This window comes from Corynebacterium stercoris, assembly GCF_024160105.1.
GTDB lineage: Bacteria > Actinomycetota > Actinomycetes > Mycobacteriales > Mycobacteriaceae > Corynebacterium > Corynebacterium stercoris.
This window is the reverse complement of sequence record NZ_JAMFTQ010000001.1, coordinates 264,590-290,577: the sequence shown is the minus strand read 5'-3', so window position 1 is coordinate 290,577 and position 25,988 is coordinate 264,590. Positions and strand designations below refer to the sequence as shown.

Here is a 25,988-nt window from a genome sequence, read left to right as displayed (position 1 = left end):
GATTCTATACAGTGGGCCCATGCTTAACCCCTTGCTTTCGCCCTCGACCCTGCCGTACCAGCTCCCGGATTTCGCCAACATCCGCCTGGAGCACGTGGAGCCCGCCTTCGATCAGGCGCTGCACACCCATGCCGCGGAGATCTCGGACATCCTCACCGAGGACACCCCGACCTGGGCGAACACGGTCGAGGCGTTCGAGCTCGCCGGCCAAGACCTGGACCGCGTGTTGTCCTGGTTCTTCAACCTGCAGGGCACCGACGCCACCGACGAGTTCGACGAGGTGGCGGACCGCATCGTGCCGAAGCTTTCCGCGCACACCGACTCGATCTACCAGAACGAGGAGCTGTACCGCCGCCTCACGCAGGTCACCCCGCCGGACGACGAGGAGTCCCGCCGCCTGCACGATTTACTGCTGCGCCGCTTCGAGCGCCGCGGCGCGAAGCTGGACGCGGCCGGCAAGACCCGCCTGCAGGAAATCAACCAGCGCCTGTCCGAGCTGTCGGAGCTGTTCGGCCGCAACCTGCTCGCCGACACGAAGGAGCTCGCGGTGACCTTCACGCGCGAGGAGCTGGACGGCTTGAGCGACGCCCAGCTCGAGGCCTTCGCGGAGGACGGCGCGTACAAGGTGCCGATCGAGCTGCCCACGACGCAGTCGCTGCAGGCCGAGCTCACCAACGCCGAGTCCCGCAAGAAGCTCTTCGACGCCTCCCGCGCCCGCGGCGTGGAATCCAACCGTGACGTGATTCTGGAGTCCGTCGCGCTGCGCCAAGAACGCGCGAAGCTGCTGGGTTTTACGACGCACGCCGATTACATCATCGCGGAGGAGACCGCCGGCACCGCCGACGCGGCCCGCGCGCTGGTGGCGGATCTGGCCCCCGCCGCAGCCGCGAACGCCGAGGCGGAGCGCAAGCTCGCCGCGGAGCTCGCCGGCCACGACATCGACGGCGCCGACTGGCCGTACTTTGAGGCCCGTCGCCGCGAGGCCGAGCTGGACTTCAACGAGGCCGAGCTGCGCAAGTATTTCCCCAGGGAGCAGGTGCTTGTCGACGGCGTCTTCCACGCCGCCAAGATCCTCTACGGCATCGACGTGATCCGCCGGGAGGACCTCGCAGGCTACCGCGACGACGTCGACGTGTGGGAGGTCAAGGAGGCGGACGGCACCGGCATCGGCCTGCTGCTGACGGATTACTCGGCGCGACCGTCGAAACGCGGCGGCGCCTGGATGAGCACCTTCATGGAGCAGTCCCGCCTGCGCGGCACGAAGCCGGTGGTGGTCAACGTCATGAGCATCAGCAGCGAGCTGCTCACCATCGACGACGTGACCACCATGTTCCACGAGTTCGGCCACGCGCTGCACGGCTTGCTTTCCGACGTCCGCTACCCATCCCTCTCCGGCACCAACGTGCCGCGCGACTGGGTGGAATTCCCCAGCCAGATCAACGAGAACTACGCGTTCGCGCCGGAGATCGTGCGCAACTACGCCCGCCACGTGGACACCGGCGAGGTGATCCCCGACGAGCTGCTCGACGCCGTGCGCGAGGCGCGCCAGTTCGGGCAAGGCTTTGCGACGGCTGAGTACCTCGCCGCCTCCGCCATCGACTTGGCCTGGCACTCGCTGGAAGACGAGGTGCCCCAGGACATCGAGGCGTTCGAGGCGGAAGCGCTGCGCGAGGTCGGCCTCGACGTGGAAGGCCTAGAGCCGCGCTACCGCTCCAGCTGGTTCAACCACATCTTCGGCGGCGGCTACTCCGCCGGCTACTACTCCTACCTGTGGGCCGAGGCGCTCGACGCCGACGGCTACACGCTGGTGGAGGAGCAGGGCATCACCCGCGAGACCGGCCAGAAGTTCCGCGACACGGTGCTGGCCGTCGGTGCGTCGCGCGATTACGCGGAGGCGTACCGCGACTTCCGCGGGCGCGACAAAGATACGCGCCCGCTGTTGGTGCGCCGAGGCCTCGCGGGCAGCGAACTTATGAATTAAGTTCTGCGGTATGCGCCCCCGCCTCGCCGCCGCAGCTGTCGCCTGCGCCCTTGCCGCCCCTGTCGTCGCCGTTGTTCCCGCCGATGCCGCCCCCGCCCCGCAGTACACCGCCAACCAGGGTTGGAAGATCTTCATCGAAGACCGCTACAAGGAGCGGGAAGGCTCCGAGTGCACCATCGGCTACAACGATCACGAGGACGGTGTGAGCTACACCGCCGCGCACTGCGGCCGGGACGGCGAGAAGGTGTTCCTCACGGATCGCGCCGGCAACGTCTACCCGCACGCCGCGGGTGTGCTGCGGCCATCCAAGAAGTTCGACGCAGACCAGTTTTCCAACGATTGGGCCGTGATCGAGTGGTACGACAACGTGCGCCTCGGCCCGAACGGTTACGGCGAGAACTTCATCAGGGTGGAGCAGGTCAACATCGGCGAGAAGATCTGCTACCACGGCTATGCCACCCACGGTGCCCAGGCGAAGGCCTCCTGCGGCAAGCTCGTGGGCAAGATCGGCAGCTCCTTCTTCTTCGACGCACCGGTCGCTTCCGATTTCGGCGACTCCGGCGGCCCGGTGTACGTGCCCGGCAAGGGCACGGTCGGCGTGCTCTCCGGCCTGAGCTGGATCCCGGACGCGAACGACAACCCGCTGGTGGGCCTCGAGCGCGCCACGACGTTGGGTGACGGTGCCCGTTTGCAGAACGAGCAGGTCGCCCGCATGCTCGAGCGCTACGGACGCTCGATGATCCCGAACCTCGTGGTCAACCCGGAGGACGTGGAGGCAGACGTCCCGGGTGCGGAATATGGGGACAGCGACCCGGTGCAGCCCCCCGTGAAGCAGCGCCTGCCGGAGGAAGCCGGCGATGCGGGGAAGATCGCGGGCATCATCGTCGGCATCGTGGCGGTCCTCGGCATTCTGGCCGCCGCGGCGGGTGCCGTGCTGGGTGGTCTACGATAGCGACCTATGGCTAACCCCGAAGAGCTGCGCCGCCGCGATCAAGAACTGCCGAAAGCGCAGCGCAAGTATCCCAGGTCGCGAGTCACCCAGGTCATGTGGGTGCTCATCGCCCTGGTGATCGTGGCCGCGATCGTCGGGGCGTTGTAGCTCTAGCGGCGGGACGCCTGCGCCACCTTGTGGAACAGGTCGGACTCGGCGAGGTGCTCGATGAGCACGGCGTTGCCGCGTGCGTCGGTCAGCGGAATGCACCAGTTCGAGTACTGCTCCGAATTTGTGCCCGGCTGGTTCTGAATCCGCTCGTCGCCCACCATGTCAACCAGGTTCGTGCAGGTCATCGCGGACGGGGTGGACGCGATGAAGCGGGTGAGCCCCACGAGCAGTGCCTCGGTGTCCTCGTACTCGCCCAGGTCGCGGTCGAGGAAGTCCACGTCCTCGAGCGTCGTGCCGCCGAACGCGCCCTCCGCCTGAGCGGCGCGCAGCACCTGGCTGATCCACACCGCGTCGTTCGCGTTGAGCTCATCCAGCGATTCCTGCACCAGCCCCAGGTCGTGGCGCAAAGCGTTGTGCGCACCCTTGAGGTAGCCGGCCGTGGGCGGCAGGTCATGCGTGCCGACGGCGGTGAGCGACAGGTTGCGGTATTGATCCGACGGCAACGGGGAGTTATCCCACGGGGTTGATTCGAACCAGAGCACGGTGGTGCCCAAGATGCCCTTGTCGCGCAGCACGTCCTGGACCCACGGCTCGAAGGTGCCCAGGTCCTCGCCCACGACGACCGCGCCGGCGCGCTCAGCCTCGAGCACGAGCACGCCGACCATCGCCTCGAAGTCGTAGTTCATATACGCGCCGTCGGCAGGCGTGTCCATGCGCGGCAGCCAGAAGAGGCGGAAGAGGCCGAGCACGTGGTCGACGCGGATGCCTCCGGAGTGACGCAGCACAGTGCGCAGCAGGTCGCGCCACGGGCCATACCCGGCCTCGGCGAGCGCTTGCGGGTCCCACGGCGGCTGGGACCAGTCCTGGCCCTGCTGGGAGTACTGGTCCGGCGGGGCGCCCACGGACGCGTCGGCGACGAGGACGTCGGCGAGCGTCGCGGCATCCGCGCCGTCCGGGTGGATGCCCACCGCGAGGTCGGTCATGATGCCGATCTGCATGCCCGCGGCCAGCGCCTTCTCCTGGGCGATGCGGCGCTGCTCATCCGCGATGAACTGCAGCCACATGTAGAAGCGGGTGGTCTCCTCCAAGTCCCCGTCGACACCGTGGCGGGAGGTTTCCGCGTCGGCGGCGCGCTCGGCGCACCAGCGGGCGAACTCCTCGAGGCCCTCGCCCTCATCCGCGATGAAGAGCTCGAAACCGTGGGAGCGTTCCTCGTCCTCGGCGGCGATGTAGAACAGCTCGCGCAGCACGTCGAGCTTGACGCCGAAGACCGTGTTGCGGTCGAGCGGCTCGTTCGTGGTGTTCATCACTTTCAGCGGTGCGACCAGCTCGGCGATCTCGGCGCGGGTCTCCTCGTCGAGGCGCTGGAATTCCGGCACCGCTTCGACGGAGATGTAGATCGGGTTCACGAAACGGCGCGAGGTGGGCAGGTAAGGAGAATCCTCCACCGGCGGGATCGGCTGCGCAGCGTGGACAGGGTTGATCAGCAGGTAATCTGCGCCCTCCGCGGCGACCACCTCTGCCAGGCGGCCGAGGTCCTCGAAGCCGCCCACACCCCAGGACTGCTCGGAGCGCACCGAGTACAGCTGGGCCATGACGCCCCACACCGGGTTGTGGATGTACTCCTGGTTGGAGCTCAACGTATCCGGCACAACGAGCAGCGTGCAGGAGGCCTCAAAGTTGTCCGATTCCAGGTGCAGCTCGTGCCAGCCGACGGGCAGATCGCCCGGGACGTGGAATGTCGCCTCGCCCCACACGGTGCCGTCCTCGGCCGTGACCGGGGCGGCCCAATTCTCGTCCTGGTAGGCGTCGCGCGACGAGCCGTCCTCCAGCTTGATCCAGCAGTGCGCCGGGTGGCCGTCGTGGACGTGGACGTTGAAGTGACGCTCCTCGCCCTCAGGGGCGACAACGCAGGCCGGCAGCGGCCGCGTCGCCTGCTCCAGGCGGCGGGCTTGGAGGTGGAACTGGAGTTCCTCGTCCGTCGGTTCGTCGGAAAGCGGAAGCCCCAAGGCGCGGAGCAGCTTGACGTAGGAGCGCTCGGGTGGGGCTGTGATCAGCCCGTTCGAGGCGCGGTAGCTGGTGCCGAAGCCGTAGGCCTCGGCGAGCTGGAGCAGAAGTTCCCCGTTCATCACAACAGGCGAGCTTAGCCAACTTCCGGGTGGCTGCGCGCGGGGCCAGGGGTAAAATAGCCGTTTATGCCGTCGAAGAGTTACTCCACAGAGTTAGGTTTTTCCCTCAGCGACACTGACAACTGCATGCGTCGCCTTGTCGACCTGTGCACGGAAAAGCCGCACATTGTGCTCTTCTCGCGTCCCCGCAACTACGAGTGGGTCAACGTCACCGCAGGCGAATTCCTCCAGGAGGTCTACGACGTAGCCAAGGGCCTCATTGCCGCCGGTGTGGAGCCGGGGGACCGCGTCGCCATCCTCTCCAACACCCGCTACGAGTGGCAGCTGGTGGACTTCGCCGTCTGGGCCGCGGGCGCCGCTTCCGTGCCGGTCTACCCGACGAGCTCCCTCCACCAGATCCAGTGGATCCTCGAAGACTCCGGCGCGAAAATCGCGTTCACCGAAACCCGCGACCACACGCAGCTCATGGGCCCGTTCCTGCGCGACGAGCACGGCAAGGCCCAGTTCCACGATTCCCCGTCGCAGCTGCAGCGCATCTACGAATTCAACTCGGCCGGGGTGGAGACGATTAAGTTCGAGGGCAGGGACGTGCCGCAGGCGCGTGTCGACGAACGCGTTGCGGCCATTCGCCAGGACCACCTCGCCTCCATCGTGTACACCTCCGGCACCACCGGCCGCCCGAAGGGTGTCGAGATCACCCACGGCAACTGGGCGTACCAGGCGTGGGCGCTGCTGGAGAACGAGATCGGCAAGGTGTCCTACCCGGGCCAGCGCATGGTGACGTTTTTGCCGCTGGCGCACGTGCTGCAGCGCGCCGTGGCCATCGCGTGGACGATCTCCGGCGCAATGCAAACGCACTGGTCCGACACCTCCACGCTGACGGTTGAGCTGCAGCGCGTGCGCCCGCACCTGGTGCTCGGTGTGCCGCGCGTGTTCGAGAAGGTGCGCGACGGGGCGTACAACAAGGCGGCGGACGGGAGTGCCGTCGGCAAGCGAATGTTCCTGGAAGCGGAAAAGGCCGCAATCGAGTACTCGAAGGCGCTGGATACGCCGGAGGGGCCGTCGCGCGTGCAGAAGGCCAAGCTGAAGATCTTCGACAAGCTGGTGTACTCCAAGATCAAGGAAGCCATCGGTGGGTCGGTGTGGTACGGCATCACCGGCGGCAGCGCGATGAGCACCGATCTGAGCCACTTCTTCCGCGGCATGGGTGTGCCGATCTACGAGGGCTACGGGCTGACCGAGACCGCCGCAGCGTGCTGCGTGAACAACAAGCACTCGCACAAGATCGGCACCGTCGGCCAGCCGGTCAACGGCTACTCGGTGCGCATCAACGACGACGGAGAGATCGAGTTCAAGGGCCCGGGCGTGTTCACCAAGTACTGGGGCAACCCGGAGGCGACCGAAGAGGCTTTCGACGACGGCTGGTTCAACACCGGCGACCTCGGCGAGGTTGATGAGGACGGTTTCGTGAGCATCACGGGCCGCAAGAAGGACCTCATTGTCACCGCCGGCGGCAAGAACGTCTCACCGGGGCCGATGGAGGAGATCATCCGCCAGGACCCGCTGATCTCCAACGCGCTCGTGGTCGGCGACGGCAAGCCGTTCATCGGCGTGCTGGTGACGCTGGACGAGGAGGAGCTGAAGCGCTGGAAGGCCAACCGCAACATCCCGGCAAATCGCAAGACCTCCGAGCTGGCCCAGGATCCGGCGCTGCGCGCGGAGGTGCAGGACGCGATCAACATGGCCAACGCCACCGTGTCGCGCGCAGAGGCCATCAAGAAGTTCCGCATCCTGGACCGCGACCTCTCCGAGCAGAACGACGAGATGACGCCGACGATGAAGGTCAAGCGCAACGTAGTGTTCCAGCGCTTCCAGGAGGACATCGACAAGCTGTACCAGCGCTAGCTCGGCGTGGCGGCGGGGCGGGCGCGGAGACGTCGCATAGCATTGCCCCGTAGCTAACGATCTCGACCTAGGGGGTGTCCCGCGTGCACAAGACTGCCGCCATGCTGCGTCACCGCGAGCTCACCCAGGAGATCTACAACATCGGCGACGAGGTCGCGGAATACACCGAGCACATCGCGGAGGCCATCGCGGATTACGACGGTGAGCTTGCGGACGACTGCCTCGCCGAATTTTCTGAGATCGTGGATGATGCCCGCCAGGACGCGCGCCGCGTCGTCGGCGAGCTGATCGGCCTGCGCCAGGCACTGACGTCCGGCATGCGCGCCGGCGTGCTGTCCGCCTCCGCCGGCCCCGAGGAGAAGATCCCGGAGCCGGAGCTGCTCGATGCCGAGGGCCTGGAGGACCTCTTCCCCCTGCAGGCGCCGTTCTCGGTGCAGACGATGCAGGATGCCCTGACCGGGCGCACCGACCTCGTGGTGCAGCACCTCGGCGAGCTGGTGGAGTACACGCTCGAGCAGACCGACATGGTCGCGCGCGAACTGGGTGCTGTGAGCCTGCCGCACCTCTATGCCCGCGTGGGCGAGCTGGTGGAAGCAGTTACCGAGGGCTGGATTGAAACGGTGTGCGAGGACCACCCGGCGTTCACCCGCACCATGCGCGGCGGCAACCCGCCGGAGTTCCTGAAGGAACGCGCCCGCATCGACGCGGTGGTTGCCAAGGTGGCTGCGAAGCGCCGCCGCCGGGGCGCGTAGCGTCTCCTGTATGGATTCCTTCGGCGTCTACGTCCACGTACCGTTCTGCGCCACCCGCTGCGGCTACTGCGACTTCAACACCTACACACCTACCGAGGTGGACACCTCCCACGCCGCCTACCTGGATGCGCTGGAGCGGGAACTGGCACTCGCGGCGCAGCAACATGAGCTCCCCGCCGCGGACACTGTATTTATTGGCGGCGGCACCCCGAGCCTGCTCGGCGCCGACGGGCTGGGCCGGATCCTAAGCGCCATCCGCGGCAGTTTCGGCATCGCGCCGGGCGCGGAGATCACCACCGAATCCAACCCGGAATCCACCAGCCCCGAGTACTTCGCGGGTCTGCTCGACCACGGCTTCACCCGCGTGAGCTTGGGCATGCAGTCCGCCTCCACGCCGGTGCTCAAGGTGCTGGACCGCCGCCACACCCCGGGCCGCGCCACCGCAGCCGCAAGGGAGGCACTCGCCGCCGGCTTCGAGCACGTCAACCTCGACATGATTTACGGCACGCCGACCGAGACCACCGACGACGTGCGCGCCACCCTCGACGCAGTGCTGTCCACCGGGGTGGACCACGTCAGCGCCTACTCGCTGATTGTCGAGGACGGCACCGCCATGGCGCGCAAGATCCGCCGCGGCGAATTGCCCCCGCCGGAGGAGGACACGTACGCGGAGCGCTACGAACTCATCGCGGACACCCTCGAGGCGGCCGGCTTCGACTGGTACGAAGTCTCCAACTGGGCGCGCCCGGGCGGCGAGTGCCGGCACAACCTCATCTACTGGCGCGGCGGGCGCTGGTGGGGCGCGGGCCCCGGCGCGCACAGCTACATCGGCGGGACCCGCTTCTTCAACGTCAAGCGCCCCGAGCGCTACAACGCGATGCTCGCTGAGGGGCAGTTGCCTATCGACGGCAACGAGACCATTACTCCCGATATGGACCACTTCGAGCAGGTCATGCTGGGCCTGAGGCTCAGAGAGGGGGTGCCGGCGGAGCTGCTGCGCGGGACGGAAGCGATCGTCGAGAAGCATGCGCGCGCGGGCCTGCTCACGGCGGGGGAGCGCGTCGCGCCGACGGAAAAGGGGCGTTTGCTTATCGACGGCATCATTACCGATCTCCTCGCCGCCGAGTAACATCGGTTAGCAGTCGACGGAAGGGAGTGCCAATGAGCGCGGCGGATGCCCGGCGCCGAGCGGTGTTGCGCGCGATTGTCGCGGACTACATTGCCAGCCAGGAGCCGGTCGGTTCGAAAGCACTCGTGGAGCGGCACGGGCTGAAGGTCAGCCCCGCAACCATCCGCAACGACATGGCCGTGCTGGAGCAGCAGGGCTACATCGAGCAGACCCACGCCAGCTCCGGGCGCATCCCCACGGAGGCCGGCTACCGCGCGTTCGTGGACGCGCTGCACGACGTGAAGCCGATTTCCGCGGCGGAGCGGCGCGCCATCCTCGACTTCCTCGAACACGGCGTGGACATGGAGGACGTGCTGCGGCGTTCGGTGCAGCTGCTCGCGCAGCTGACCAACCAGGCCGCGGTGGTGCAGCTGCCGACGCTGAACGTGAGCCGGGTGAAGCACTGTGAGGTGGTCTCGCTCTCCGCAACGCGCCTGCTTTTAGTGCTGATCACGGACGCGGGTCGCGTGGACCAGCGCAACGTGGAGCTGTCGGCGCCGATTGCGGCCGAAGGTGTGGCGCAGCTGCGCACTCTGCTCAACGACGTGCTGGTGGGCAAGACGATGCGGGAAGCGGCGGCGTCGTTAAGCACCTTGTCCTCCCGCGCCCCGGCAGACCTCGCCCCGGCGGTGGACCGCGCCACAGCCGTACTCATTGACACGCTGGTGGAGAATACCGCGGACCGGCTGCTCATCGCCGGTGCCGGCAACCTGACGCTGCACGGCGCGGGCGACCTGCAGTCCGTGATTGCGGCGCTGGAGGAGCAGGTGGTGGTGCTCAAGCTGCTGGCCAGCGCGCAGGAGCTCGAGCACGTGTCGGTGCGCATCGGCCGGGAGAACGAGGACGAGGAATTTTCCCGCGCCTCGATTGTTACTACGGCATATGGTGCCGGCGCGGAAGCGCTCGGCGGCCTCGGGGTTGTCGGGCCGACCCATATGGACTACCCGGGTACCATGCAAAAGGTTGCCACGGTGGCCAGATACATCAGCCGCATCCTCCGAGGCGAATAGCGGCGCGCGCCGCCTGGACAAAGATTGTGTGAAAGGTAAGTAGGAGACTTGGCTCGGGATTACTACGGCATCCTCGGTGTGGACCGGGAAGCCACCGAACAGGACATTAAGAAGGCGTACCGCCGTCTGGCGCGCAAGTACCACCCGGACGTGAACCCGTCCGAGGAGGCCGCGGAGAAGTTCGCGGAGATTTCCCTCGCGCAGGAGGTGCTGCTGGATCCGCAGAAGCGCAGCATCGTCGACCGCGGCGGCGACCCGATGGAGCAGGGCGGCATGGGGCCGGGCGCCGGGGGATTCGGCGGCGGCCTGGGCGACATTTTTGAGGCGTTCTTCGGCGGCGGCGGGGGAGCTGCCCGCGAGCCGCGCTCCCGTGTCCAGCAGGGCAACGACGCACTGCTCCGCACCACCATCTCGCTCGAAGAGGCGTACACGGGCGTGAAGAAGCACGTCACCGTGGACACCGCCGTGCTGTGCGAGAAGTGCCAGGGCACCGGCTCCGAGTCTAAGGCCGCGCCGGTGACGTGCGATTACTGCGACGGTGCCGGTGCCGTGCAGGAAGTGCAGCAGTCCTTCTTGGGCAACGTCATGATGTCGCGCGAGTGCCCGAAGTGCCGCGGCTACGGCGAAATCATCACCGACCCCTGCCGCCAGTGCGCCGGCGACGGCCGCGTGCGCGCCACCCGCGACCTGACGGTGAACATCCCGGCAGGCATTGCCACCGGCATGCGCATCCGCATGGCCGGCCAGGGCGAGGTCGGTCACGGCGGCGGCCCGGCCGGCGACCTGTATGTGGAAGTCACCACCGAACCGCACCCCTACTTCGTCCGCGACGGCTCCGACCTGCTGCTGCGTCTCAACGTGCCGATGTACGACGCCGCACTCGGCACCGAGATCACCGTGGAGAACCTCGCGGGCGGCGAGACCACCATCGAGATTCCTGCCGGCACCCAGCCGGGCGAGACCGTCCGCCTCGAAGGCGAGGGCATGCCGCTCATCCGCACCGACCGCTTCGGCGATCTGATCGCCCACGTCCAGGTCACGGTGCCCACTGAGTTGAGCAACCAGGAGCGCGCCGCGCTCGAGGACCTGCGCGACGGCTGCCCGGACAGCACCGAGGTGCACACCGAGGGCGGCGCCGCCAACGAGGGCTTTTTCTCCCGGATGCGCGACAGGTTCCGCCGCTAGTGTCGCTGCCGTACTTCCTCACCCCCGACCCGCTCTCCGGCGTCCTCACCGGGCCGGAGGCCGCGCACGCGCACGTTAAGCGCATCGCGCCCGGCGAGCGCATCATGCTTACCGACGGCACCGGGCTGGCCGTTGAGGTAGAGGTGACGCAGGCGTCGAAAAGCGAAGTCCGGGGCGGCGTGGTCGCACAGACCCGGGTGCCGGCGCCGAGCCCGCGCGTGACCGTGGTGCAGGCCATCCCGAAGTCCGAGCGCGCGGAACTCGCCGTCGACCTGGCGGTGCAGGGCGGGGCGGACGCGGTCGTGCCGTGGATCAGTCACCGCACCATCGCCCGCTGGCCCGAGAACAAGCAGGCCAAGCAGGTGGAGAAGTGGCGCAACCAGGCCGCGGCGAGCGCGAAGCAGGCGCGTCGTGCGTGGGTGCCCGAGGTGCGCGAGCCAGTGACCACGAACCAGCTCGCGGAGCTGACGCGCGGTGTGCAGGCCCTGGTGCTCCACGAGGACGCCGAGGTGTCTGTCCGCGACGTGGAGCTCGCGGAGGACATCTGGTTGATCGTCGGCCCGGAGGGCGGCATCGGCGAGGACGAGCTGGCGCTCATCGGCGGCACGCCGGTGCGGCTCGGGCCTGAGGTGCTGCGCACGGCGAGCGCCGCGTTCGCGGGTCTCGCCGCGATCGGCGCGCTGAGTGGGCGCTGGTAGCCTTGAGTGCCATGGAAGAACTGGTCACCCGCAAAATCGAGCTGGATTCGGCCTACGCCCAGTCCGTGCTCGGGATTAACGACGAGAACCTGCGGGTGCTCAACCAGCACCACCCCGCGGATATTCACGCCCGCGGCACCACGGTGACGGTGCGCGGCGCAGACCACGACGTGGCGTACGTGCTGCGCGTGCTCGACGAGCTGGAATCGATGGCGCGGCGCGGCGTGCCGATCACCGCGGACACCGTGGTGCACGCCACCCGCATCATGGAAACCGAGGCGCCCGAATCCGTGGCGGACATTCTCGGCGCCGAGATCGTGGCGCGCAAGGGGAAGGTGATCCGCCCGAAGACGGCAGGTCAGCGCCGTTACGTGGACGCGATCGACGAGAACACGATTACGTTCGGCATCGGCCCCGCCGGTTCCGGCAAGACCTACCTCGCCGTGGCTAAGGCGGTGCAGGCGCTGCAGAATAAAGAGGTCAAGCGCATCATTCTGACTCGCCCGGCCGTGGAGGCGGGGGAGAAGCTGGGTTTCCTTCCCGGCACCTTGAGCGACAAGATCGACCCGTACCTGCGCCCGCTCTACGACGCGCTGCGGGACATGCTGGACCCGGAGATGATCCCGAAACTCATCGAGGCCGGCATCATCGAGGTCGCGCCGCTGGCCTACATGCGCGGGCGCACGCTTTCCGACGCCTTTGTGATCCTCGATGAGGCGCAGAACACCACCGGCGCCCAAATGAAGATGTTCCTCACCCGCCTCGGCTTCGGCTCGAAGATGGTGGTCACGGGCGACGTGTCCCAGGTGGACCTGCCGCGCGGCACCGTGTCCGGCCTGCGCGTGGCCCGCCGCATCTTGGGCGAGATCGAGGGCATCCACTTCGAGGAGCTCAGCGGCAACGACGTGGTGCGCCACCACCTGATCTCCCGCATCGTCGCCGCCTACGACAAGCACGACGCGCAGAACGCGGCGCGCTACGAGAAGCGCCAGCGCGAACTGGAGCGCGAGCGCGAGGAGGAAGCAGCGCAGTGAGCATCGAAGTCCTGAACGAGTCCGGCGAGGGCGACGTCAACGAGGAAATGCTTGTCGACGTCTGCTCTTTCGCCCTCACAGCGATGGATGTCCACCCGGACACCGAGGCGACCATCACGCTCGTCGACGAGCCGACTATGGCGGACCTCCACGTGCGCTGGATGGACCTGGAGGGCCCGACGGACGTGATGAGCTTCCCGATGGATGAGCTCACACCCGGCGGCGGCCGCCCTGACGCATCCCCGTTCGGCGCCGCGATGCTCGGCGACATCATCCTGTGCCCGGCGTACGACCGCAAGCAGGCGGAGATGGCCGGCCACGATCTCGCACACGAGCTGGCGCTGCTCACCGTGCACGGGGTGCTGCACCTCCTCGGCTACGACCACATCGCGCCGGAGGATGAGCGCGAGATGTTCGCGCTGCAGAACGAAATCTTGGCGGACTGGTACGACTCGCTGGCCGCGCGCGGCGTGGAATACCAGCCGAAGCCGACCGGCGCGCACGCGTTTCCCTCCGCCGCTGACCGCGACGAGCTGGACAAGCTGATGCGAGCGCGCGAGGCATCCGAGCGCGAGGCGGAGGACTAGGTGGAATTCACCGCCGCATACGCGGTCACAACCGTCGTCGCACTGCTCCTTTCCGGCCTGCTCGGGTCGGTGGAGTCCGCGCTCACCCCGATCTCCCGGGCGCGCGTGGAGGGCATGGTCAAGGACGAGGTCGCCGGCGCCCGGGCACTGTTGCGCGTTGTCGACGCGCGCGCCAGCCACGTCAACACCCTGGTGATGCTGCGCACCATTCTGGACGTGGTCGCCGCTGTGTTCGCCGCGATGCTGGCCATGGATCTCATCGACTCGGATGCGTGGGCGATCACCGCCGCCGTCGCTTCGGTGACGCTCCTGCAGTTCGGCATCATCGGCGTCTTCGCCCGCACCGCGGGCAAGCGCAACCCGTACACGATCTCGCTGCGCGCCGCGCAGTGGCTGGCGGCGTTCCACACCATTCTCGGCCCGCTCTCCGGCCTGCTCATCCGGGTGGGCAACATCTTCCACCCGGGCGAGGACTTCCGCGACGGCCCGTACTCCACCGAGGTGGAGCTGCGCGAGATGGTGGACATCGCTCAGGAGCAGGGCGTGGTGGAGACCACCGAAGGCCGCATGATCCAGAACATTTTCGACCTCGCCTCCACGCACGCGCGCCAGGTGATGGTGCCGCGCCCAGAGATGATCTGGATCGAGGAGGACAAGTCCGCGGCCCAGGCGACGCGCCTCATGGTGCGCTCCGGCCACTCCCGCGTGCCCGTGATCGGCGAGACCGTCGACGAGATCCTCGGCGTTGCCTACCTGAAGGACATGTTCGGGGAGGACGGCGCGCCCATCGACCCGGCCAGCCCCGTGACCAAGACGATCCGCGAGCCGCTCTTCGTGCCCGACTCCAAGCCGCTCGACGTGCTGCTCAAGGAGATGCAGCGGTTGAACACCCACATCGCCATCGTCATCGACGAGTACGGCGGCGTCGCAGGCCTGCTCACCATGGAGGACCTGCTCGAAGAGATCGTCGGCGAGATCACCGACGAGTACGACGAGGACGAGGCCGCCCCGATCGAGCCGGTCGGGGAGCGCACCTTGCGCGTCCAGGCGCGCCTGCCGCTCGACGACCTGGTGGACCATCTCGCCGACTACCTCGACTTCGAGCTGGTCTACGACGATGAGGTGGTCGATTCCGTCGACACCGTCGCGGGCCTGCTCTCCTACGAACTCGGCCGCGTGCCCCTGCCGGGGGCCTCCATCACCATGAACGGCCTGACGTACACCGCCGAGGGCGGTCGCGACCGCCGCGGCCGCGTGAAAACCCGCTCGGTGCTCGTGACGGTGCCGGAGGCGCTCGAGCCCGCCCCGATTCCCGAGGCGTAAGCAGGCAGGGGCACAATGGCCCCATGAAACACATCCTCTCCATCCAATCCGCCGTCGCCTACGGCCACGTTGGCAACTCGGCCGCCGTCTTCCCGCTGCAGCGCATCGGCCACGAGGTCTGGCCGGTCTACACCGTGAACTTCTCCAACCACACCGGCTACGGTGCGTGGAAGGGCCCGATGATCCCGGCCGCCGACGTGGCCGAGGTCATCACGGGCATCGGGGAGCGCGGGGCTTTTTCGCGTATCGACGCAATTTTGTCCGGCTACCAGGGAGGAGACGACATCGCCGACGTGATCATCGACGCGGTTGCCAAGGTCAAGGCCGAAAACCCGCACGCCATCTACGCCTGCGACCCGGTGATGGGCAACGCCAAGTCCGGCTGCCACGTGGCGGACACCATCCCGCCCCTGCTGCGCGACCGTGTGGTGCCCGTGGCGGATCTGATCACCCCGAACCAGTTCGAGCTGGGCTACCTCACCGAGCGCGATGTGACCGACCTCGACTCCACCCTCGCAGCCGTCGACGCCGCCCGCGAGATGGGCCCGCGGACCGTGCTGGTTACCTCCGTGGAGCGCCCGGATGCACCGGTAGACACGATCGAGATGCTCGCCGTGGACGACAAGGGCGCATGGATCGTCCAGACCCCGCGCATCCCCTTCAAGCGCAACGGCTCCGGCGACGTGACCGCCGCCCTCTTCACCGGCCACTACATCGAGTCCGGCGATGCTGCCGACGCCCTGGCTCGCACAGCGTCCTCCGTCTACGACCTCCTGCGCATCACCCACGAGGCCGACTCCCCCGAGCTCAAGCTGGTCGAGGCCCAGGACTTCTACGCGAACCCGCAGCTCCAGTTCACCGTCGAGGCCCTCTAGGTCGCTCACAGCTTCCCTTCCTGCGCGCGCCCGACCCTGCCCCCACGCTGAGAGCTCCAAGTGCACGGCTGCAGGTGGAGCTCTCAGCGCAAAGGGGGGGCGCGGGCCGGGCACAAAGCAGTTGGCGTAGCAATTGGCAGTGCCTGGGCTGCGCACCAGTGGGCGGCGCGCCGGAACCCGGCTTGTATCGTCGAAGCGTGAACATCATCTCCCTCCAGTCTGCAGTGGCGTACGGCCACGTGGGCAACTCCGCCGCCGTGTTCGCCATGCAGCGCCTGGGCTGCGAGGTCTGGCCGGTCTACACTGTCAATTTCTCCAACCACACCGAATACCCGTCGTGGCGCGGGCCCGTGATGACTCCGGATCAGGTCGCGGATGTCCTCGACGGGATGTCCTTCGCGTTTGACCAGGTAGATGTGATTTTGACCGGCTATCTCGGCTCCGCAGAGCTCGCGGCGGTGGTGGAGGACGCGGTACGCCGCGTCAAGGAGGCGAACCCGGACGCGCTCTACGTCTGCGATCCGGTGATCGGCAACGCCCAGATCGGGTCTTTCGTCGCACCCGAAATCCCCGGCGTCTTCTGCGAGCGCCTCATTCCGCTTGCCGACGCCATCACCCCCAACCAGTGGGAGTTATCCCTGCTCACAGGCGCTGAGTTGAGCTCGCCGGAGGAGACAGCGGCGGCGGCACGCAGCCTCAGGAACCACGCGCTGGTTACCTCGATTGGATCCCACGCGGATGCGACACTCGGCATGCTGGACATCACGCCCGAAGAGGCGCTGCTGGTGGAGACACCGCGGCTCGGCGGCAACGTCGTCGGCGCGGGCGACTTGGCGACGGCACTGTACACCGCCCTCCAACGCAAGCCGCGGGCCGAGCGGCTCCGCCACGTGGCGGGGACGATGTTCGACATCGTGACCGAGGTGCGCGACCGCGGGCTGGAGGAGCTGCCGCTGGTCGAGAAGCAGGAGCTGCTCGTCGCGCCGCGGTCGAGATTCGAGCCGCGCGCGATCTAGAACCGCACGGTGGCGGTGTAGGGCAGGTCGGCGGCGGAGGTGCCAATGTGGAGGACGATGTCGCCCTCGGCTAGGACCCACTCGCGCGCCTCGTCGTCCCACCGGCTGAAGGGGTGGTTGGGCCACGCGGCGTCGATCTCGATGACGGCGACGGCGGTCTCGCTGGGGGCCGGCTCGACGCGTCGGAACCCGACGAGGCGGCGCTCCACCGCGCCACCCGCAGAAGAGGCGACGGGGATGTCGGCGTAGACCTGCGGCACTTCGCCTCCGGCGACGGAGCCCGTGTTGGTCACGGGCACATTCACGACGACGAAGCGGCCGGTCTGGGTGACTTCGGGGGTGTGGACATCGAACGTCGTGAAGCTGAGGCCGAAGCCGAAGGGGAACGCCGGGTACGCGGCGGGCAGCTTGCCGGAGGGGGTGACGGTGCCGAAGAGCACGTCGGCGAGCGCGCGGCCGCCCTGCTGGCCGGGGTGGTAGCACTCGAGGACGGCGGGAACGTCGTCGAGCCACGGGGTGTCCGCGGGATCGGCGCTGGTCAGGACCACGATGGCGCCGGGGACGGCATCGGAGCCGACCGCGATCACGGTGTCGGCCTCGGCGGAAGGATCGGTCACCACCGGATTCTCGGCACCGAGTTCCGCGAGCACTTCGCGCACACCCTCGGCGAACATCGGCGGCCCGAGGACGAGGATGCGACCGGCGATGTCGGGGGAGAGGGGGAGCAGGGCGCCGTCGTTCTTCAGGAGAGTGATGGTGCGCCCGGCCAGCATGCGGGCGACCTCGGCGTGCCCTTCCACTCGCGGAACCGGCGCGTTGGGAATGACCGAGCCGCGGAATCCCCAATCGTCGAGAAGCGGATGCTCGGCGGTGACGCACGCGACCTGGCCGTCCTTCACCGCCATCTCGTAGGGGATGAGGTTGCGCGGATCGCCGGCAGGAAGGCCCGTCGCCGCGCGCACGCCCGCGGCCTGGATGCCCATGATCAGGTGCTTGCCCATCACGCCTGTGAGGAACGGATCCTCCGAAAAGCCGCCGGGCAGGCGCATCGGCGGCGCCGCGGCCACGTCCTCGCCGCTCCGCTTGGCCTCGGCGGCGAGAACCTCGCCGTAGCGCTCGATCAGCTCGAAATCGAACGTCGCGGTCATGCCCCGCGTCGAGGGCAGTGCTTCCACGCTTGCCGACGCTCCCTGCAACACCTCATCGCCCACAACCAACGCTCCCGTCTGCCCGACCGTTTGCCACGAGTGTATGCGCGAGCCCGGCGCGGCCGGCGGACGGTACCATTGCCCTGTATGAGCGACAATTTCCCCGACTTTCCCGACTTCGAAGACCTGCCCGCCGAGGCCGACGCGAACGCGGATTACACGAACTTCACCGACACGCCCGAGGGCTTCCGTTCCGGGTTCGTCGGGTTCGTGGGGCGCCCGAACACGGGCAAGTCGACGCTCACGAACGCGCTGGTGGGGGAGAAGATTGCGATCATGGCGGACCAGCCGGAAACCACCCGCCACCCGATCCGGGGCATTATCAACCGCGAAGACGCGCAGGTGATTGTCGTCGACACGCCCGGTATCCACCGCCCGCGCACGCTGCTCGGCGAGCGGCTCAACGACGTGGTCAAAGACACCTACGCGGATGTGGATGTCATCGGGTTCACCGTGCCCGCCGACGAGAAAATCGGCCCCGGCGACAAGTTCATCTACGAGCAGATCCGCGCTGTGAAGCCGAACGCGCCGATCGTGGGCATTGTGACCAAGCTGGACAAGGTGCCGCGCGACGTGGTGGGGGAGCGCCTCATCGAACTCCACGAGCTGCTGGGCGAAGACAGCGAGGTCGTGCCCGTGTCCGCCACCGCGCAGGTGCAGCTCGACGTGCTGCTTGACGTGCTGGTGAGCCAGCTGCCGGAGGGCCCGCGCTTCTACCCGGAGGGCGACGTCACGGACGAGGACTTGGAAACCCGCATTGCGGAGCTGATCCGCGAGGAGGCACTCCAGGGCCTGCGCGAGGAGCTGCCGCACTCCGTGGCCGTGCAGATCGACGAGATGCACGAGGATCCGGACAACCCGGAGCGCCTCATGATCTACGCCGTGATCTACCTCGAGCGCCCCGGCCAGAAGCGCATCATCGAAGGCCCGGACGGGCGCCGCCTGAGCGGCATCACCCACCGCGCGCGCCGCCAGATTGTGGAGCTTCTGGGCCGCAACGTGTACCTGGATCTGCGCATCAAGGTGCTCAAGAACTGGCAGTCCGACCCGAAGGCGCTCGGCCGCCTTGGCTTCTAGGCCCTCCTGGCGCGACCGCGCGTTTGTGGTCCGCACCTACGATTTCGCCGAGGCGGACCGCGTGGTGGTGCTACTCACGCGCGAGCACGGGCTGGTCCGCGGCGTGGCCAAAGGCGTGCGCAAGGCCAAGTCCCGCTTCGGGTCGCGCCTCCAGCCCTTCGTGGATATCAACGTGCAGGTGTACCCGGGGCGGGACCACAGCAAACTCGCGACGATCACTGGCGCCGACACGGTCGCGTACTTCGGCCACCAGATTGTGGACGACTTCGACCGCTACACCGCCGCCTGCGCGGTGATGGAAACGGCGGAGAAGCTCGCGTTCGAGGAGGCGGATCCGGTGCTCTTCGACCTCGTCGCCGCCGCCCTGGAGCGCCTGCGCGCCGGCGAGCATCCGACCATGGTGCTCGACGCGTTCATCCTCCAAGCCACCGAGCACGCCGGGTGGGGCTTGAGCCTGTTCAACTGCGCCAATTGCGCGGCCCCAGGTCCCCACAAGGCGTTCAACCCGGCGGTCGGCGGCGCGGTGTGCACCAACTGCCGCCCGCCCGGTTCCTTCGACATCGACCCTGAGGCGCTGCACACCATGTGGCTGCTCCAGAACGGGCATGCGGCGCAAGCCGAGCACGTCGGCCAAGTGCACCGCGTGACTGCCGCCCACCTGCAGTTCAACCTGGAGTCCGGCGTGACCTCGCTGCGCATCATGGAACAGGCATAATGAGGCAATGACCGAGCCCACCCAGCCGAGCCCCCCGCAGATCGATCCGGAGTTCATCCCGCGCCACATCGCGCTGGTCATGGACGGCAACGGGCGGTGGGCGCAGGAACGCGGGCTGCCGCGCACCGAAGGCCACCGCCGCGGCGAATCGGTGCTCATGGACTGCGTGGACGCCTGCATCGCCCTTGGCGGGGTGGAGTGGCTCTCCGCCTACGCGTTCTCGACGGAGAATTGGCGGCGCTCCCACTCGGAGGTGCGCTTCCTCATGGGCTTCTCCCGCGACGTGCTGCGCCGCCACCGCGACGAGCTGCACGAGAAGAACGTGCGCATCGTGTGGGCCGGCCGCCGCCCCCGCCTGTGGCGCAGCGTGCTGCGCGAGCTCGAGGCCGCCGAGGAGCTGACGCGCGCCAACACCGGCGTCACCCTCGCGATGTGCATCAATTACGGTGGCAGGGCCGAGCTTGTCGACGCCTGCCGCGCCCTCGCCGCTGATGCCGCCGAAGGCCGCATCCGCCCCGACGAGGTCACCGAGCAAACCCTCACCCGCTACCTGTACCGCCCCGACATGCCGGACGTGGATCTGTTCCTGCGGCCGTCGGGTGAGAAGCGCACATCGAACTTCCTGCTCTGGCAGTCGGCCTACGCGGAGATGGTGTACCAGGACACACTGTTCCCGGACTTCACGCGCCAGCACATGTACGACGCCGTGCTGGAATACGCCAAGCGGGACCGCCGCTTCGGCGGTGCCGTGGACAAGTTCGCGAAATAGCTGCCGTCGTCACGCGGACGCGGCCTGGCACGCGCGGCAGATGCCGTACACCTCGGCATCGTGCGCGACCAGCTCGTAGCCGTAGCGCGCCGCCACCAGCTCGGCCCACTTCTCAATCGGGCCTCCCTCGACCTCCTCGCTGCGCCCGCACTTAGTGCACACGAGGTGGTGGTGATGGTGGTCGGTGAGGCAATAGCGGTACAGAGTTTCCCCGTCCGGCGTCTGCAGCACGTCCACGGCATCGATATCGGAGAGCGATTGCAACGTGCGGTACACCGTGGTCAGACCCACCTTCTCGCCGCGGTCCTCCAACGCCCGGTGGATCACCTTCGCGGACGCGAACTTGTCGATGTCGCGCAGCGTCTCCACCACGGCCGTACGCTGGCGGGTCATGCGGGGACCCAGCTTCGGAATCGGCTGGCGCTGAGGACGCTGCTGGGACTGGGGGGACATAGAGGTCAAGCGTACCGCCCCCGCGGCTAGTCCCTCCGCGGGCGGGGGGTGTGCGGCACGAGGCCCTGGTCCTCATCGGGGCGGATTTCCACGTTGGGCGAGACGATTGCCGCGCCCGAGCCTGAGCGGGGCTCAGTGCTTGCCGACGCCCGCTTCAGCCTGCGCCTCAGGGACAGCTCATCCTCGGCCGCGATCGCCGCGATGTCGTTGATCACGTCGACCACCGCGGGCTGCACGAGTGAGTAGATGACCTCGCGCCCGTCGCGCCGGGACACAACGAGACCAGCAGACTTGAGCACCCGGAGGTGCTGGGATATCAGCGGCTGGGATTTGTCGAGGCGCTTGACCATTTCGTGGACGACGAAATCCTTCTCGTCGAGCATGAGGAGAATCTGCAGCCGCAGTTCCGAGTCGAGGGCGCTCATCAGCTTCGCAGTGCGCGCGAGATCGCGGGGCGCCAGCGGGTTGGCGTCGCGCATGCGCTTCTCCCTTACTCATCCCTCGGGTACCTGCAGGTAGTCGGCGACTACTTTAGCGCAACCGGCCCCTGCCCGGGAGGAAACCGCGTTCGCTACACTAAAGCGTCGTTAGTGTTCTGCTCGCCGTTTTTAGGGAGGCTCCACCCACATGCCCGCCAATTCCATCGACACCGTCGTCAACCTGTGCAAGCGCCGCGGCCTTGTGTACCCCGCCGGCGAGATCTACGGCGGCACCCGCTCCGCATGGGATTACGGCCCGCTGGGTGTTGAGCTGAAGGAGAACCTCAAGCGCCAGTGGTGGCGCCACATGGTGCAGTCCCGGCGCGACACGGTTGGAGTTGACACCTCCATCATTCTGCCGCGCCAGGTGTGGGTTGCCTCCGGCCATGTCGAGGTCTTCACCGACCCGCTGGTGGAGTCCCTGCACACCCACAAGCGCTACCGCGCAGACCACCTGCTCGAGGCGTACGAGGAGAAGCACGGCCACCCGCCGGCAAACGGCCTGGCCGACATCCCGGACCCGGAGACCGGCCAGCCGGGTAGCTGGACCGAGCCGAAGGCGTTCTCCGGCCTGATGAAGACGTACCTGGGCCCGGTCGACGATGAGGAGGGCCTGCACTACCTGCGCCCGGAGACTGCGCAGGGCATCTTCGTCAACTTCAAGAATGTGATGACGTCGGCACGCATGAAGCCCCCGTTCGGCATCGCGAACATCGGCAAGTCCTTCCGCAACGAAATCACCCCGGGCAACTTCATCTTCCGCACCCGCGAGTTCGAGCAGATGGAGATGGAGTTCTTCGTCAAGCCGGGCACCGATGAAGAGTGGCACCAGTACTGGATCGACAACCGCTTCCAGTGGTACGTCGACTTGGGCATTGACCCGGAGAACCTGCGCCTCTACGAGCACCCGCAGGAGAAGCTGAGCCACTACTCCAAGCGCACCGTGGACATCGAGTACGCCTTCGGTTTCACCGGCTCCAAGTGGGGCGAGCTCGAGGGCGTTGCCAACCGCACCGATTACGACCTGAAGACGCACGCCGAGGCATCCGGCGAGGACCTCTCCTACTTCGACCAGGAGAACAACGAGCGCTGGATTCCCTACTGCATCGAGCCGGCTGCCGGCCTCGGCCGCGCGATGATGGCGTTCCTCATCGACGCGTACGACGAGGAAGAGGCACCGAACACCAAGGGCGGCACCGACACCCGCGTCGTGCTGCGTCTCGACCGCCGCCTGGCGCCGGTCAAGGTCGCGGTGCTGCCGCTGTCGAAGAAGCCGGAGCTCTCCGGCCCGGCGGAGGAGCTCGCAGATGCGTTGCGCCAGCACTGGAACGTCGATTACGACACGTCCGGCGCCATCGGCCGCCGCTACCGCCGCCAGGACGAGATTGGCACCCCGTTCTGTGTCACCTACGACTTCGACACGCTCGAGGACCAGGCCGTGACCGTGCGCGAGCGCGACACCATGGAGCAGGAACGCGTGCCGCTGGCAGAGCTCGAGTCCTACCTCGCCGCCCGCCTCATCGGCTGCTAGGAGGCCCGCCGCGATGCACTACGTGAGCTGGGACCGCTCCGACAAGCAGAACCTGAAGCTCCTCGCCGAGGCGGGGCCGGAGGTGCTGGGCGTATTCCAGCACGACCGCGCCAGCGTGAACGGGGAGATCTGGGACCTCACCACTTCCCCCGAGTCAGGCGCGGTGGCTTCGCGCGGCGGCGAGGAGATTGTGCGCGCCCACGACCCGCTGCGCCGCGGCGATCAGGTCCGCGTGGACATCGAGGGCCGCCAGTACATCATGGTGGGGGAGACCTCGAAGAACTGGATCATCGACGATGCCTACGGCAACAAGGTGGGCCAGTTCACCCGCGAGAACTCCGGCGTGCGCAAGGCCATTCTGGAGTTCGAGGGCGAGACCGATCTGCCGCCCACCGATGTCGCAGGCCTCGCGTGGATCTCGCGTGAGATCCTGGAGGCGCGCCAAGTCGCTTCCGCGACGCCGCTGATTGCGCTGCTGGTGCTGAGCTCCATCGTCGTCGTCGCGGTGTACCTGCTGTGATTTGGCAGGGCGCAACGCTTGCCGACGCTTCCCCGGCCACCTTCTTCGACGAGGAGACCGGGCAGCTGCACGTCGGCACGCATGTGCTGCGGTTTGTGTCCGACACACCGTCGGATGTGCGCGCAGTCGACGCTGACGGCACCGCCTACCGCCTGGTAAAGCGGAGCATCACCGTCACCCGCTACGAAGCGATCTGCGGCGGCCGCAGCTACCAGGCGCGCCGCACTGGGGCTGGCTTCCTGGAGAAGCGCCGCGCAATCACCGACGAGACCGGTGCGCTCGTGGCCAGCACGATCGGCCTGCCGAACGGCGATCTCGTAGTCGCCCCGGAAGGCGAGCTCACGCTGGATCTCGCCTTCATCTCCTGGGCGCTGACGTACGTTGATGCGCCAGTGCGGCGCACCTTGTACTAAACGCTAGAAGGTGCCGCCGCGGCCGATCGGGCCGCCGCCGGAGAAGCCACCACCGCCGCCGAAACCGCCGCCGCCCATGGAGCCGCCGCGGTAACCGCCGCCACCGCTGAGGATGGAGCCCCAGAGCACTGCCTGCGCCATCGAGTTGGCCGTCTGGCGGTTCTGCGCTGCGCGGTAGCGGTCGATGTCGTCGCTCGCAGCCTTGGCGGCGCGGCGCGCGGTGTCCGTCGCGGCGCGGGCGTAATCGATCGCCGCGCGGGTGTCGCGTACGCGCAGCTGGTGGGCCTGCGCGTACTGGCGCTTCGCCTGGGCGAGCAGCGTGCGCGCGTGGGAGCCAATGATGCGGCCGCGGGAGCGGATGAGATCCTCCGCACCCTGGATCTGCGCCGCTGCGACCTGCATCTGCTGGTCGAAGAGCTGCAGCGCGCGGGATTGGTCGCCGGCCGCGCCCTTCGCCAGGGCGAGCTGTTGGTCGATGCGGGCATCTACGTCGGAAAGGTCGGTGTATAGGGCGAGCGGGTCGCTGTCCTTGCGTGCGTCGACGCCAGCGAGCGCCTGGCGGGCGCCGGCTGCGATCTCGTCGAGGGCGCGGACGTCGATCCGCGCGCCCTGCTGGGTCGCTGCCTTGACCTGCTCGATCTCGCGGAGCTCGTCGTTGATCTCCTTGATCAGCGCCGGCAGGTTCGCCTGCGCGGTGCGGATGTTGTCCTCGGCGTGCTCGATGGCGGCGAGGTTCTTGTCGGAGATGTCCACGGCGCGTGCCGCGCTCGCGAGAATGTCGATGAGCGCGCCCTGGCGGCCAGCCGGCTGCTTGGCAATGGAGCTGGCCTCGTCGAGGTGCTTCTCGGCCTCGTTGAGGGACTCGGAGGCGATGTCCACGTTCTCGGCGATGGACTGCAGCATTTCCGCGGAGTAGCGGCTTTGCAGATCGGTGAGGGTCTGCTGCGCGGGCTCGAGGCGGGCGCGGATGTCGATGGTGCGCTGGCGCACCTTGTCCACCTCTTCAGGCGCGCGCATGAGTACGCCGCGCAGCTCGTTGAACTCGTTCGTCTTGTCGCGCAGCGCTTGCTCGGCCTGGCCGGAGGAGGAGATGATGTCCACCAGCATCGCGCGCTTCTCCGGCTCGGTCTCCGGAATCGCGTCGTACAGCTTCTGGTGCGTCGTGAACGCCCGCTGCAGCGTCGACGTCGCCGTGTTCATCGCGGAGGTGAAGGGGCGGACGCGATCGGGTCCGAACTCCGCCGTCGCCAAGCGGAGCTCCTCCTTGCCTTGCGTAATGGACTCGTCGGCGGAGACGAGTGCGTCGCGCGCAACCTGCTCGAGGGTGGGCGTGGGCAGGCGGCCGAGCGAATCGGTGTCGGCCGGGTCCAGCGCCTTTGCGCTCTCCAGCTGCTTCGCCTGCGTGGTCTTGGTGTTGCGGCGCGACGCGGCGTAGAGGCCGCCGCCCGCAAGCGCCGCAACACCGAGGCCGCCGGCCACCCAACCGGCGCCGGAGCCGTCGCCGCCGGCGCCACCCGCACCACCTGCACCGCCGCCGCTCAGGGACTCGGCCGCAGCGACTGCCGCACCGGCCCAATCCCGCTCTGTCAGGTGCCCGTACGCGGCATCATTCATGCGGTCAACCTGGGACTGCGTCCACTGGTCGCCCGCATCCACGTAGTAGGCGCTCTCATTCGGGGAGATGACCAGCACCGCCGTGTTCGCGCCGTTCGCGTCCACGGCCTGCTGCGCCCACGTCTCGGGCGAGATGCCGCCGAAGGAATCGATGAACACCACGCGCAGCGTCTTGCCCTGCTCGGCGCTGACCTGCTGCAGCGCGGACTCGATGCGGGAGACGTCGCCGGGGGAGAGCACGCCGGCGTCATCGGTCACGGGCTGGGTAAACAGGCGCGGGCCGGTCATGGTCGTCGCCTGGGCGTGCAGCTGCACGTCGGGGGCGGCAAACGCCATGGTCACGGGCGCTGCGGCGAGCGCGGCACTGCCCGCCAGCAGCGGGGCGGCTAGCACGACACGGAGGTAACGTTTTTTCATGCCCACAAGGGTAGTCGCAACCTCATC

At 67.8% G+C, this 25,988-nt stretch carries 25 protein-coding genes; 20 read left to right on the top strand and 5 right to left on the bottom strand.

Annotated features, from left to right (window positions below):
- Positions 1 to 19: 19 nt before the first annotated feature.
- The 3 genes from M5J20_RS01400 to M5J20_RS01390 are packed head-to-tail and all read left to right on the top strand — an operon-like array spanning position 20 to position 3,080.
- Positions 20 to 1,981, top strand: coding sequence for a M3 family metallopeptidase (locus M5J20_RS01400; RefSeq protein WP_253575635.1), 1,962 nt, complete (start codon positions 20 to 22; stop codon positions 1,979 to 1,981).
- A 10-nt stretch (positions 1,982 to 1,991) separates the two neighbouring features.
- Complete coding sequence (locus tag M5J20_RS01395; RefSeq protein ID WP_253575633.1) at positions 1,992 to 2,933, top strand: trypsin-like serine protease; 942 nt, start codon at positions 1,992 to 1,994, stop codon at positions 2,931 to 2,933.
- Positions 2,934 to 2,939: 6 nt separating this feature from the next.
- Complete coding sequence (locus tag M5J20_RS01390; protein WP_253575631.1) at positions 2,940 to 3,080, top strand: hypothetical protein; 141 nt, start codon at positions 2,940 to 2,942, stop codon at positions 3,078 to 3,080.
- 2 nt (positions 3,081 to 3,082) lie between these two features.
- On the opposite strand, the gene malQ is transcribed toward M5J20_RS01390, so the two are convergent.
- On the bottom strand, positions 3,083 to 5,212 hold the full coding sequence (gene malQ, locus M5J20_RS01385) for a 4-alpha-glucanotransferase (RefSeq protein WP_253575629.1): 2,130 nt from the start codon (positions 5,210 to 5,212) through the stop codon (positions 3,083 to 3,085).
- Positions 5,213 to 5,278: 66 nt separating this feature from the next.
- On the opposite strand from malQ, the gene M5J20_RS01380 reads away from it, so the two are divergent.
- The 11 genes from M5J20_RS01380 (at position 5,279) to pdxY (M5J20_RS01330) (ending at position 16,765) form a co-directional block, all read left to right on the top strand.
- A complete protein-coding gene (locus M5J20_RS01380) occupies positions 5,279 to 7,117 on the top strand; it encodes an AMP-dependent synthetase/ligase (protein ID WP_253575627.1) in 1,839 nt (612 codons plus the stop codon).
- An 83-nt stretch (positions 7,118 to 7,200) separates the two neighbouring features.
- On the top strand, positions 7,201 to 7,869 hold the full coding sequence (locus M5J20_RS01375) for a hypothetical protein (RefSeq protein ID WP_253575625.1): 669 nt from the start codon (positions 7,201 to 7,203) through the stop codon (positions 7,867 to 7,869).
- Between the two features lie 10 nt (positions 7,870 to 7,879).
- Positions 7,880 to 8,998 carry a radical SAM family heme chaperone HemW gene (gene hemW / locus M5J20_RS01370; RefSeq protein WP_253575623.1) on the top strand — a complete coding sequence of 373 codons (1,119 nt, stop codon included), beginning with the start codon at positions 7,880 to 7,882 and terminating at the stop codon, positions 8,996 to 8,998.
- A gap of 32 nt (positions 8,999 to 9,030) precedes the next feature.
- Positions 9,031 to 10,047, top strand: coding sequence for a heat-inducible transcriptional repressor HrcA (gene hrcA / locus M5J20_RS01365; protein ID WP_253575621.1), 1,017 nt, complete (start codon positions 9,031 to 9,033; stop codon positions 10,045 to 10,047).
- A 48-nt stretch (positions 10,048 to 10,095) separates the two neighbouring features.
- Positions 10,096 to 11,232: a molecular chaperone DnaJ gene (gene dnaJ / locus M5J20_RS01360; RefSeq protein ID WP_253575619.1), complete on the top strand. Its 1,137-nt coding sequence runs from the start codon at positions 10,096 to 10,098 to the stop codon at positions 11,230 to 11,232.
- On the top strand, positions 11,232 to 11,930 hold the full coding sequence (locus M5J20_RS01355; protein ID WP_253575617.1) for a 16S rRNA (uracil(1498)-N(3))-methyltransferase: 699 nt from the start codon (positions 11,232 to 11,234) through the stop codon (positions 11,928 to 11,930). Before dnaJ ends, M5J20_RS01355 begins: the two co-directional genes overlap by 1 nt.
- A gap of 11 nt (positions 11,931 to 11,941) precedes the next feature.
- Positions 11,942 to 12,964 (top strand): PhoH family protein, encoded by a 1,023-nt coding sequence (locus M5J20_RS01350; RefSeq protein ID WP_253575615.1) that lies wholly within the window; start codon positions 11,942 to 11,944, stop codon positions 12,962 to 12,964.
- Positions 12,961 to 13,551 (top strand): rRNA maturation RNase YbeY, encoded by a 591-nt coding sequence (gene ybeY, locus M5J20_RS01345; RefSeq protein ID WP_253575613.1) that lies wholly within the window; start codon positions 12,961 to 12,963, stop codon positions 13,549 to 13,551. Before M5J20_RS01350 ends, ybeY begins: the two co-directional genes overlap by 4 nt.
- Positions 13,552 to 14,874 (top strand): hemolysin family protein, encoded by a 1,323-nt coding sequence (locus tag M5J20_RS01340; RefSeq protein WP_253575611.1) that lies wholly within the window; start codon positions 13,552 to 13,554, stop codon positions 14,872 to 14,874.
- A 23-nt stretch (positions 14,875 to 14,897) separates the two neighbouring features.
- Complete coding sequence (pdxY, locus tag M5J20_RS01335) at positions 14,898 to 15,749, top strand: pyridoxal kinase PdxY (protein WP_253575609.1); 852 nt, start codon at positions 14,898 to 14,900, stop codon at positions 15,747 to 15,749.
- Between the two features lie 197 nt (positions 15,750 to 15,946).
- Entirely contained in the window at positions 15,947 to 16,765 is an 819-nt protein-coding gene (gene pdxY / locus M5J20_RS01330) for a pyridoxal kinase (RefSeq protein WP_253575607.1), read from the top strand.
- Here the strand turns inward: pdxY (M5J20_RS01330) and M5J20_RS01325 are convergent.
- Positions 16,762 to 17,940: a glycoside hydrolase family 3 protein gene (locus M5J20_RS01325; RefSeq protein WP_253575605.1), complete on the bottom strand. Its 1,179-nt coding sequence runs from the start codon at positions 17,938 to 17,940 to the stop codon at positions 16,762 to 16,764. The two genes, pdxY (M5J20_RS01330) and M5J20_RS01325, sit on opposite strands and share 4 nt — an antisense overlap.
- Positions 17,941 to 18,060: 120 nt before the next feature.
- Here M5J20_RS01325 and era point away from each other — a divergent pair, with 120 nt between their 5' ends.
- The 3 genes from era to M5J20_RS01310 are packed head-to-tail and all read left to right on the top strand — an operon-like array spanning position 18,061 to position 20,534.
- Complete coding sequence (era, locus tag M5J20_RS01320; RefSeq protein ID WP_253575603.1) at positions 18,061 to 19,050, top strand: GTPase Era; 990 nt, start codon at positions 18,061 to 18,063, stop codon at positions 19,048 to 19,050.
- Complete coding sequence (recO, locus tag M5J20_RS01315) at positions 19,040 to 19,765, top strand: DNA repair protein RecO (RefSeq protein WP_253575601.1); 726 nt, start codon at positions 19,040 to 19,042, stop codon at positions 19,763 to 19,765. The genes era and recO overlap by 11 nt, the downstream gene beginning before the upstream one ends.
- A 7-nt stretch (positions 19,766 to 19,772) precedes the next feature.
- The gene (locus M5J20_RS01310; protein ID WP_253575599.1) at positions 19,773 to 20,534 is read left to right on the top strand and encodes an isoprenyl transferase; all 762 of its coding nucleotides are present in this window, start codon (positions 19,773 to 19,775) and stop codon (positions 20,532 to 20,534) included.
- A gap of 9 nt (positions 20,535 to 20,543) precedes the next feature.
- Here the strand turns inward: M5J20_RS01310 and M5J20_RS01305 are convergent, their stop codons facing one another.
- Both M5J20_RS01305 and M5J20_RS01300 read right to left on the bottom strand, forming a co-directional pair.
- Positions 20,544 to 20,987, bottom strand: coding sequence for a Fur family transcriptional regulator (locus M5J20_RS01305; RefSeq protein WP_253575597.1), 444 nt, complete (start codon positions 20,985 to 20,987; stop codon positions 20,544 to 20,546).
- Positions 20,988 to 21,013: 26 nt separating this feature from the next.
- Positions 21,014 to 21,466: an ArsR/SmtB family transcription factor gene (locus M5J20_RS01300; protein ID WP_253575595.1), complete on the bottom strand. Its 453-nt coding sequence runs from the start codon at positions 21,464 to 21,466 to the stop codon at positions 21,014 to 21,016.
- Positions 21,467 to 21,614: 148 nt separating this feature from the next.
- On the opposite strand from M5J20_RS01300, the gene M5J20_RS01295 reads away from it, so the two are divergent.
- The 3 genes from M5J20_RS01295 to M5J20_RS01285 are packed head-to-tail and all read left to right on the top strand — an operon-like array spanning position 21,615 to position 23,930.
- Entirely contained in the window at positions 21,615 to 22,997 is a 1,383-nt protein-coding gene (locus tag M5J20_RS01295; RefSeq protein ID WP_253575593.1) for a glycine--tRNA ligase, read from the top strand.
- A 13-nt stretch (positions 22,998 to 23,010) separates the two neighbouring features.
- Positions 23,011 to 23,517, top strand: a complete 507-nt coding sequence (locus tag M5J20_RS01290) for a hypothetical protein (RefSeq protein WP_253575591.1) — start codon at positions 23,011 to 23,013, stop codon at positions 23,515 to 23,517.
- The gene (locus tag M5J20_RS01285) at positions 23,514 to 23,930 is read left to right on the top strand and encodes a hypothetical protein (RefSeq protein ID WP_253575589.1); all 417 of its coding nucleotides are present in this window, start codon (positions 23,514 to 23,516) and stop codon (positions 23,928 to 23,930) included. The genes M5J20_RS01290 and M5J20_RS01285 overlap by 4 nt, the downstream gene beginning before the upstream one ends.
- A 3-nt stretch (positions 23,931 to 23,933) precedes the next feature.
- On the opposite strand, the gene M5J20_RS11410 is transcribed toward M5J20_RS01285, so the two are convergent.
- Positions 23,934 to 25,961: a TPM domain-containing protein gene (locus M5J20_RS11410; protein WP_302467791.1), complete on the bottom strand. Its 2,028-nt coding sequence runs from the start codon at positions 25,959 to 25,961 to the stop codon at positions 23,934 to 23,936.
- Positions 25,962 to 25,988 lie beyond the last annotated feature (27 nt).

Excerpts from the sequence above, each read along its gene's own strand:
- M5J20_RS01400 (WP_253575635.1), top strand. The coding sequence starts at position 20 with ATGCTTAACCCCTTGCTTTCGCCCTCGACCCTGCCGTACCAGCTCCCG.
- M5J20_RS01395 (WP_253575633.1), top strand. The coding sequence starts at position 1,992 with ATGCGCCCCCGCCTCGCCGCCGCAGCTGTCGCCTGCGCCCTTGCCGCC.
- M5J20_RS01390 (WP_253575631.1), top strand. The coding sequence starts at position 2,940 with ATGGCTAACCCCGAAGAGCTGCGCCGCCGCGATCAAGAACTGCCGAAA.
- malQ (WP_253575629.1), bottom strand. The coding sequence starts at position 5,212 with ATGAACGGGGAACTTCTGCTCCAGCTCGCCGAGGCCTACGGCTTCGGC.
- M5J20_RS01380 (WP_253575627.1), top strand. The coding sequence starts at position 5,279 with ATGCCGTCGAAGAGTTACTCCACAGAGTTAGGTTTTTCCCTCAGCGAC.
- hemW (WP_253575623.1), top strand. The coding sequence starts at position 7,880 with ATGGATTCCTTCGGCGTCTACGTCCACGTACCGTTCTGCGCCACCCGC.
- hrcA (WP_253575621.1), top strand. The coding sequence starts at position 9,031 with ATGAGCGCGGCGGATGCCCGGCGCCGAGCGGTGTTGCGCGCGATTGTC.
- M5J20_RS01350 (WP_253575615.1), top strand. The coding sequence starts at position 11,942 with ATGGAAGAACTGGTCACCCGCAAAATCGAGCTGGATTCGGCCTACGCC.
- pdxY (WP_253575609.1), top strand. The coding sequence starts at position 14,898 with ATGAAACACATCCTCTCCATCCAATCCGCCGTCGCCTACGGCCACGTT.
- era (WP_253575603.1), top strand. The coding sequence starts at position 18,061 with ATGAGCGACAATTTCCCCGACTTTCCCGACTTCGAAGACCTGCCCGCC.
- M5J20_RS01310 (WP_253575599.1), top strand. The coding sequence starts at position 19,773 with ATGACCGAGCCCACCCAGCCGAGCCCCCCGCAGATCGATCCGGAGTTC.
- M5J20_RS01305 (WP_253575597.1), bottom strand. The coding sequence starts at position 20,987 with ATGTCCCCCCAGTCCCAGCAGCGTCCTCAGCGCCAGCCGATTCCGAAG.
- M5J20_RS01300 (WP_253575595.1), bottom strand. The coding sequence starts at position 21,466 with ATGCGCGACGCCAACCCGCTGGCGCCCCGCGATCTCGCGCGCACTGCG.
- M5J20_RS01295 (WP_253575593.1), top strand. The coding sequence starts at position 21,615 with ATGCCCGCCAATTCCATCGACACCGTCGTCAACCTGTGCAAGCGCCGC.
- M5J20_RS01290 (WP_253575591.1), top strand. The coding sequence starts at position 23,011 with ATGCACTACGTGAGCTGGGACCGCTCCGACAAGCAGAACCTGAAGCTC.
- M5J20_RS11410 (WP_302467791.1), bottom strand. The coding sequence starts at position 25,961 with ATGAAAAAACGTTACCTCCGTGTCGTGCTAGCCGCCCCGCTGCTGGCG.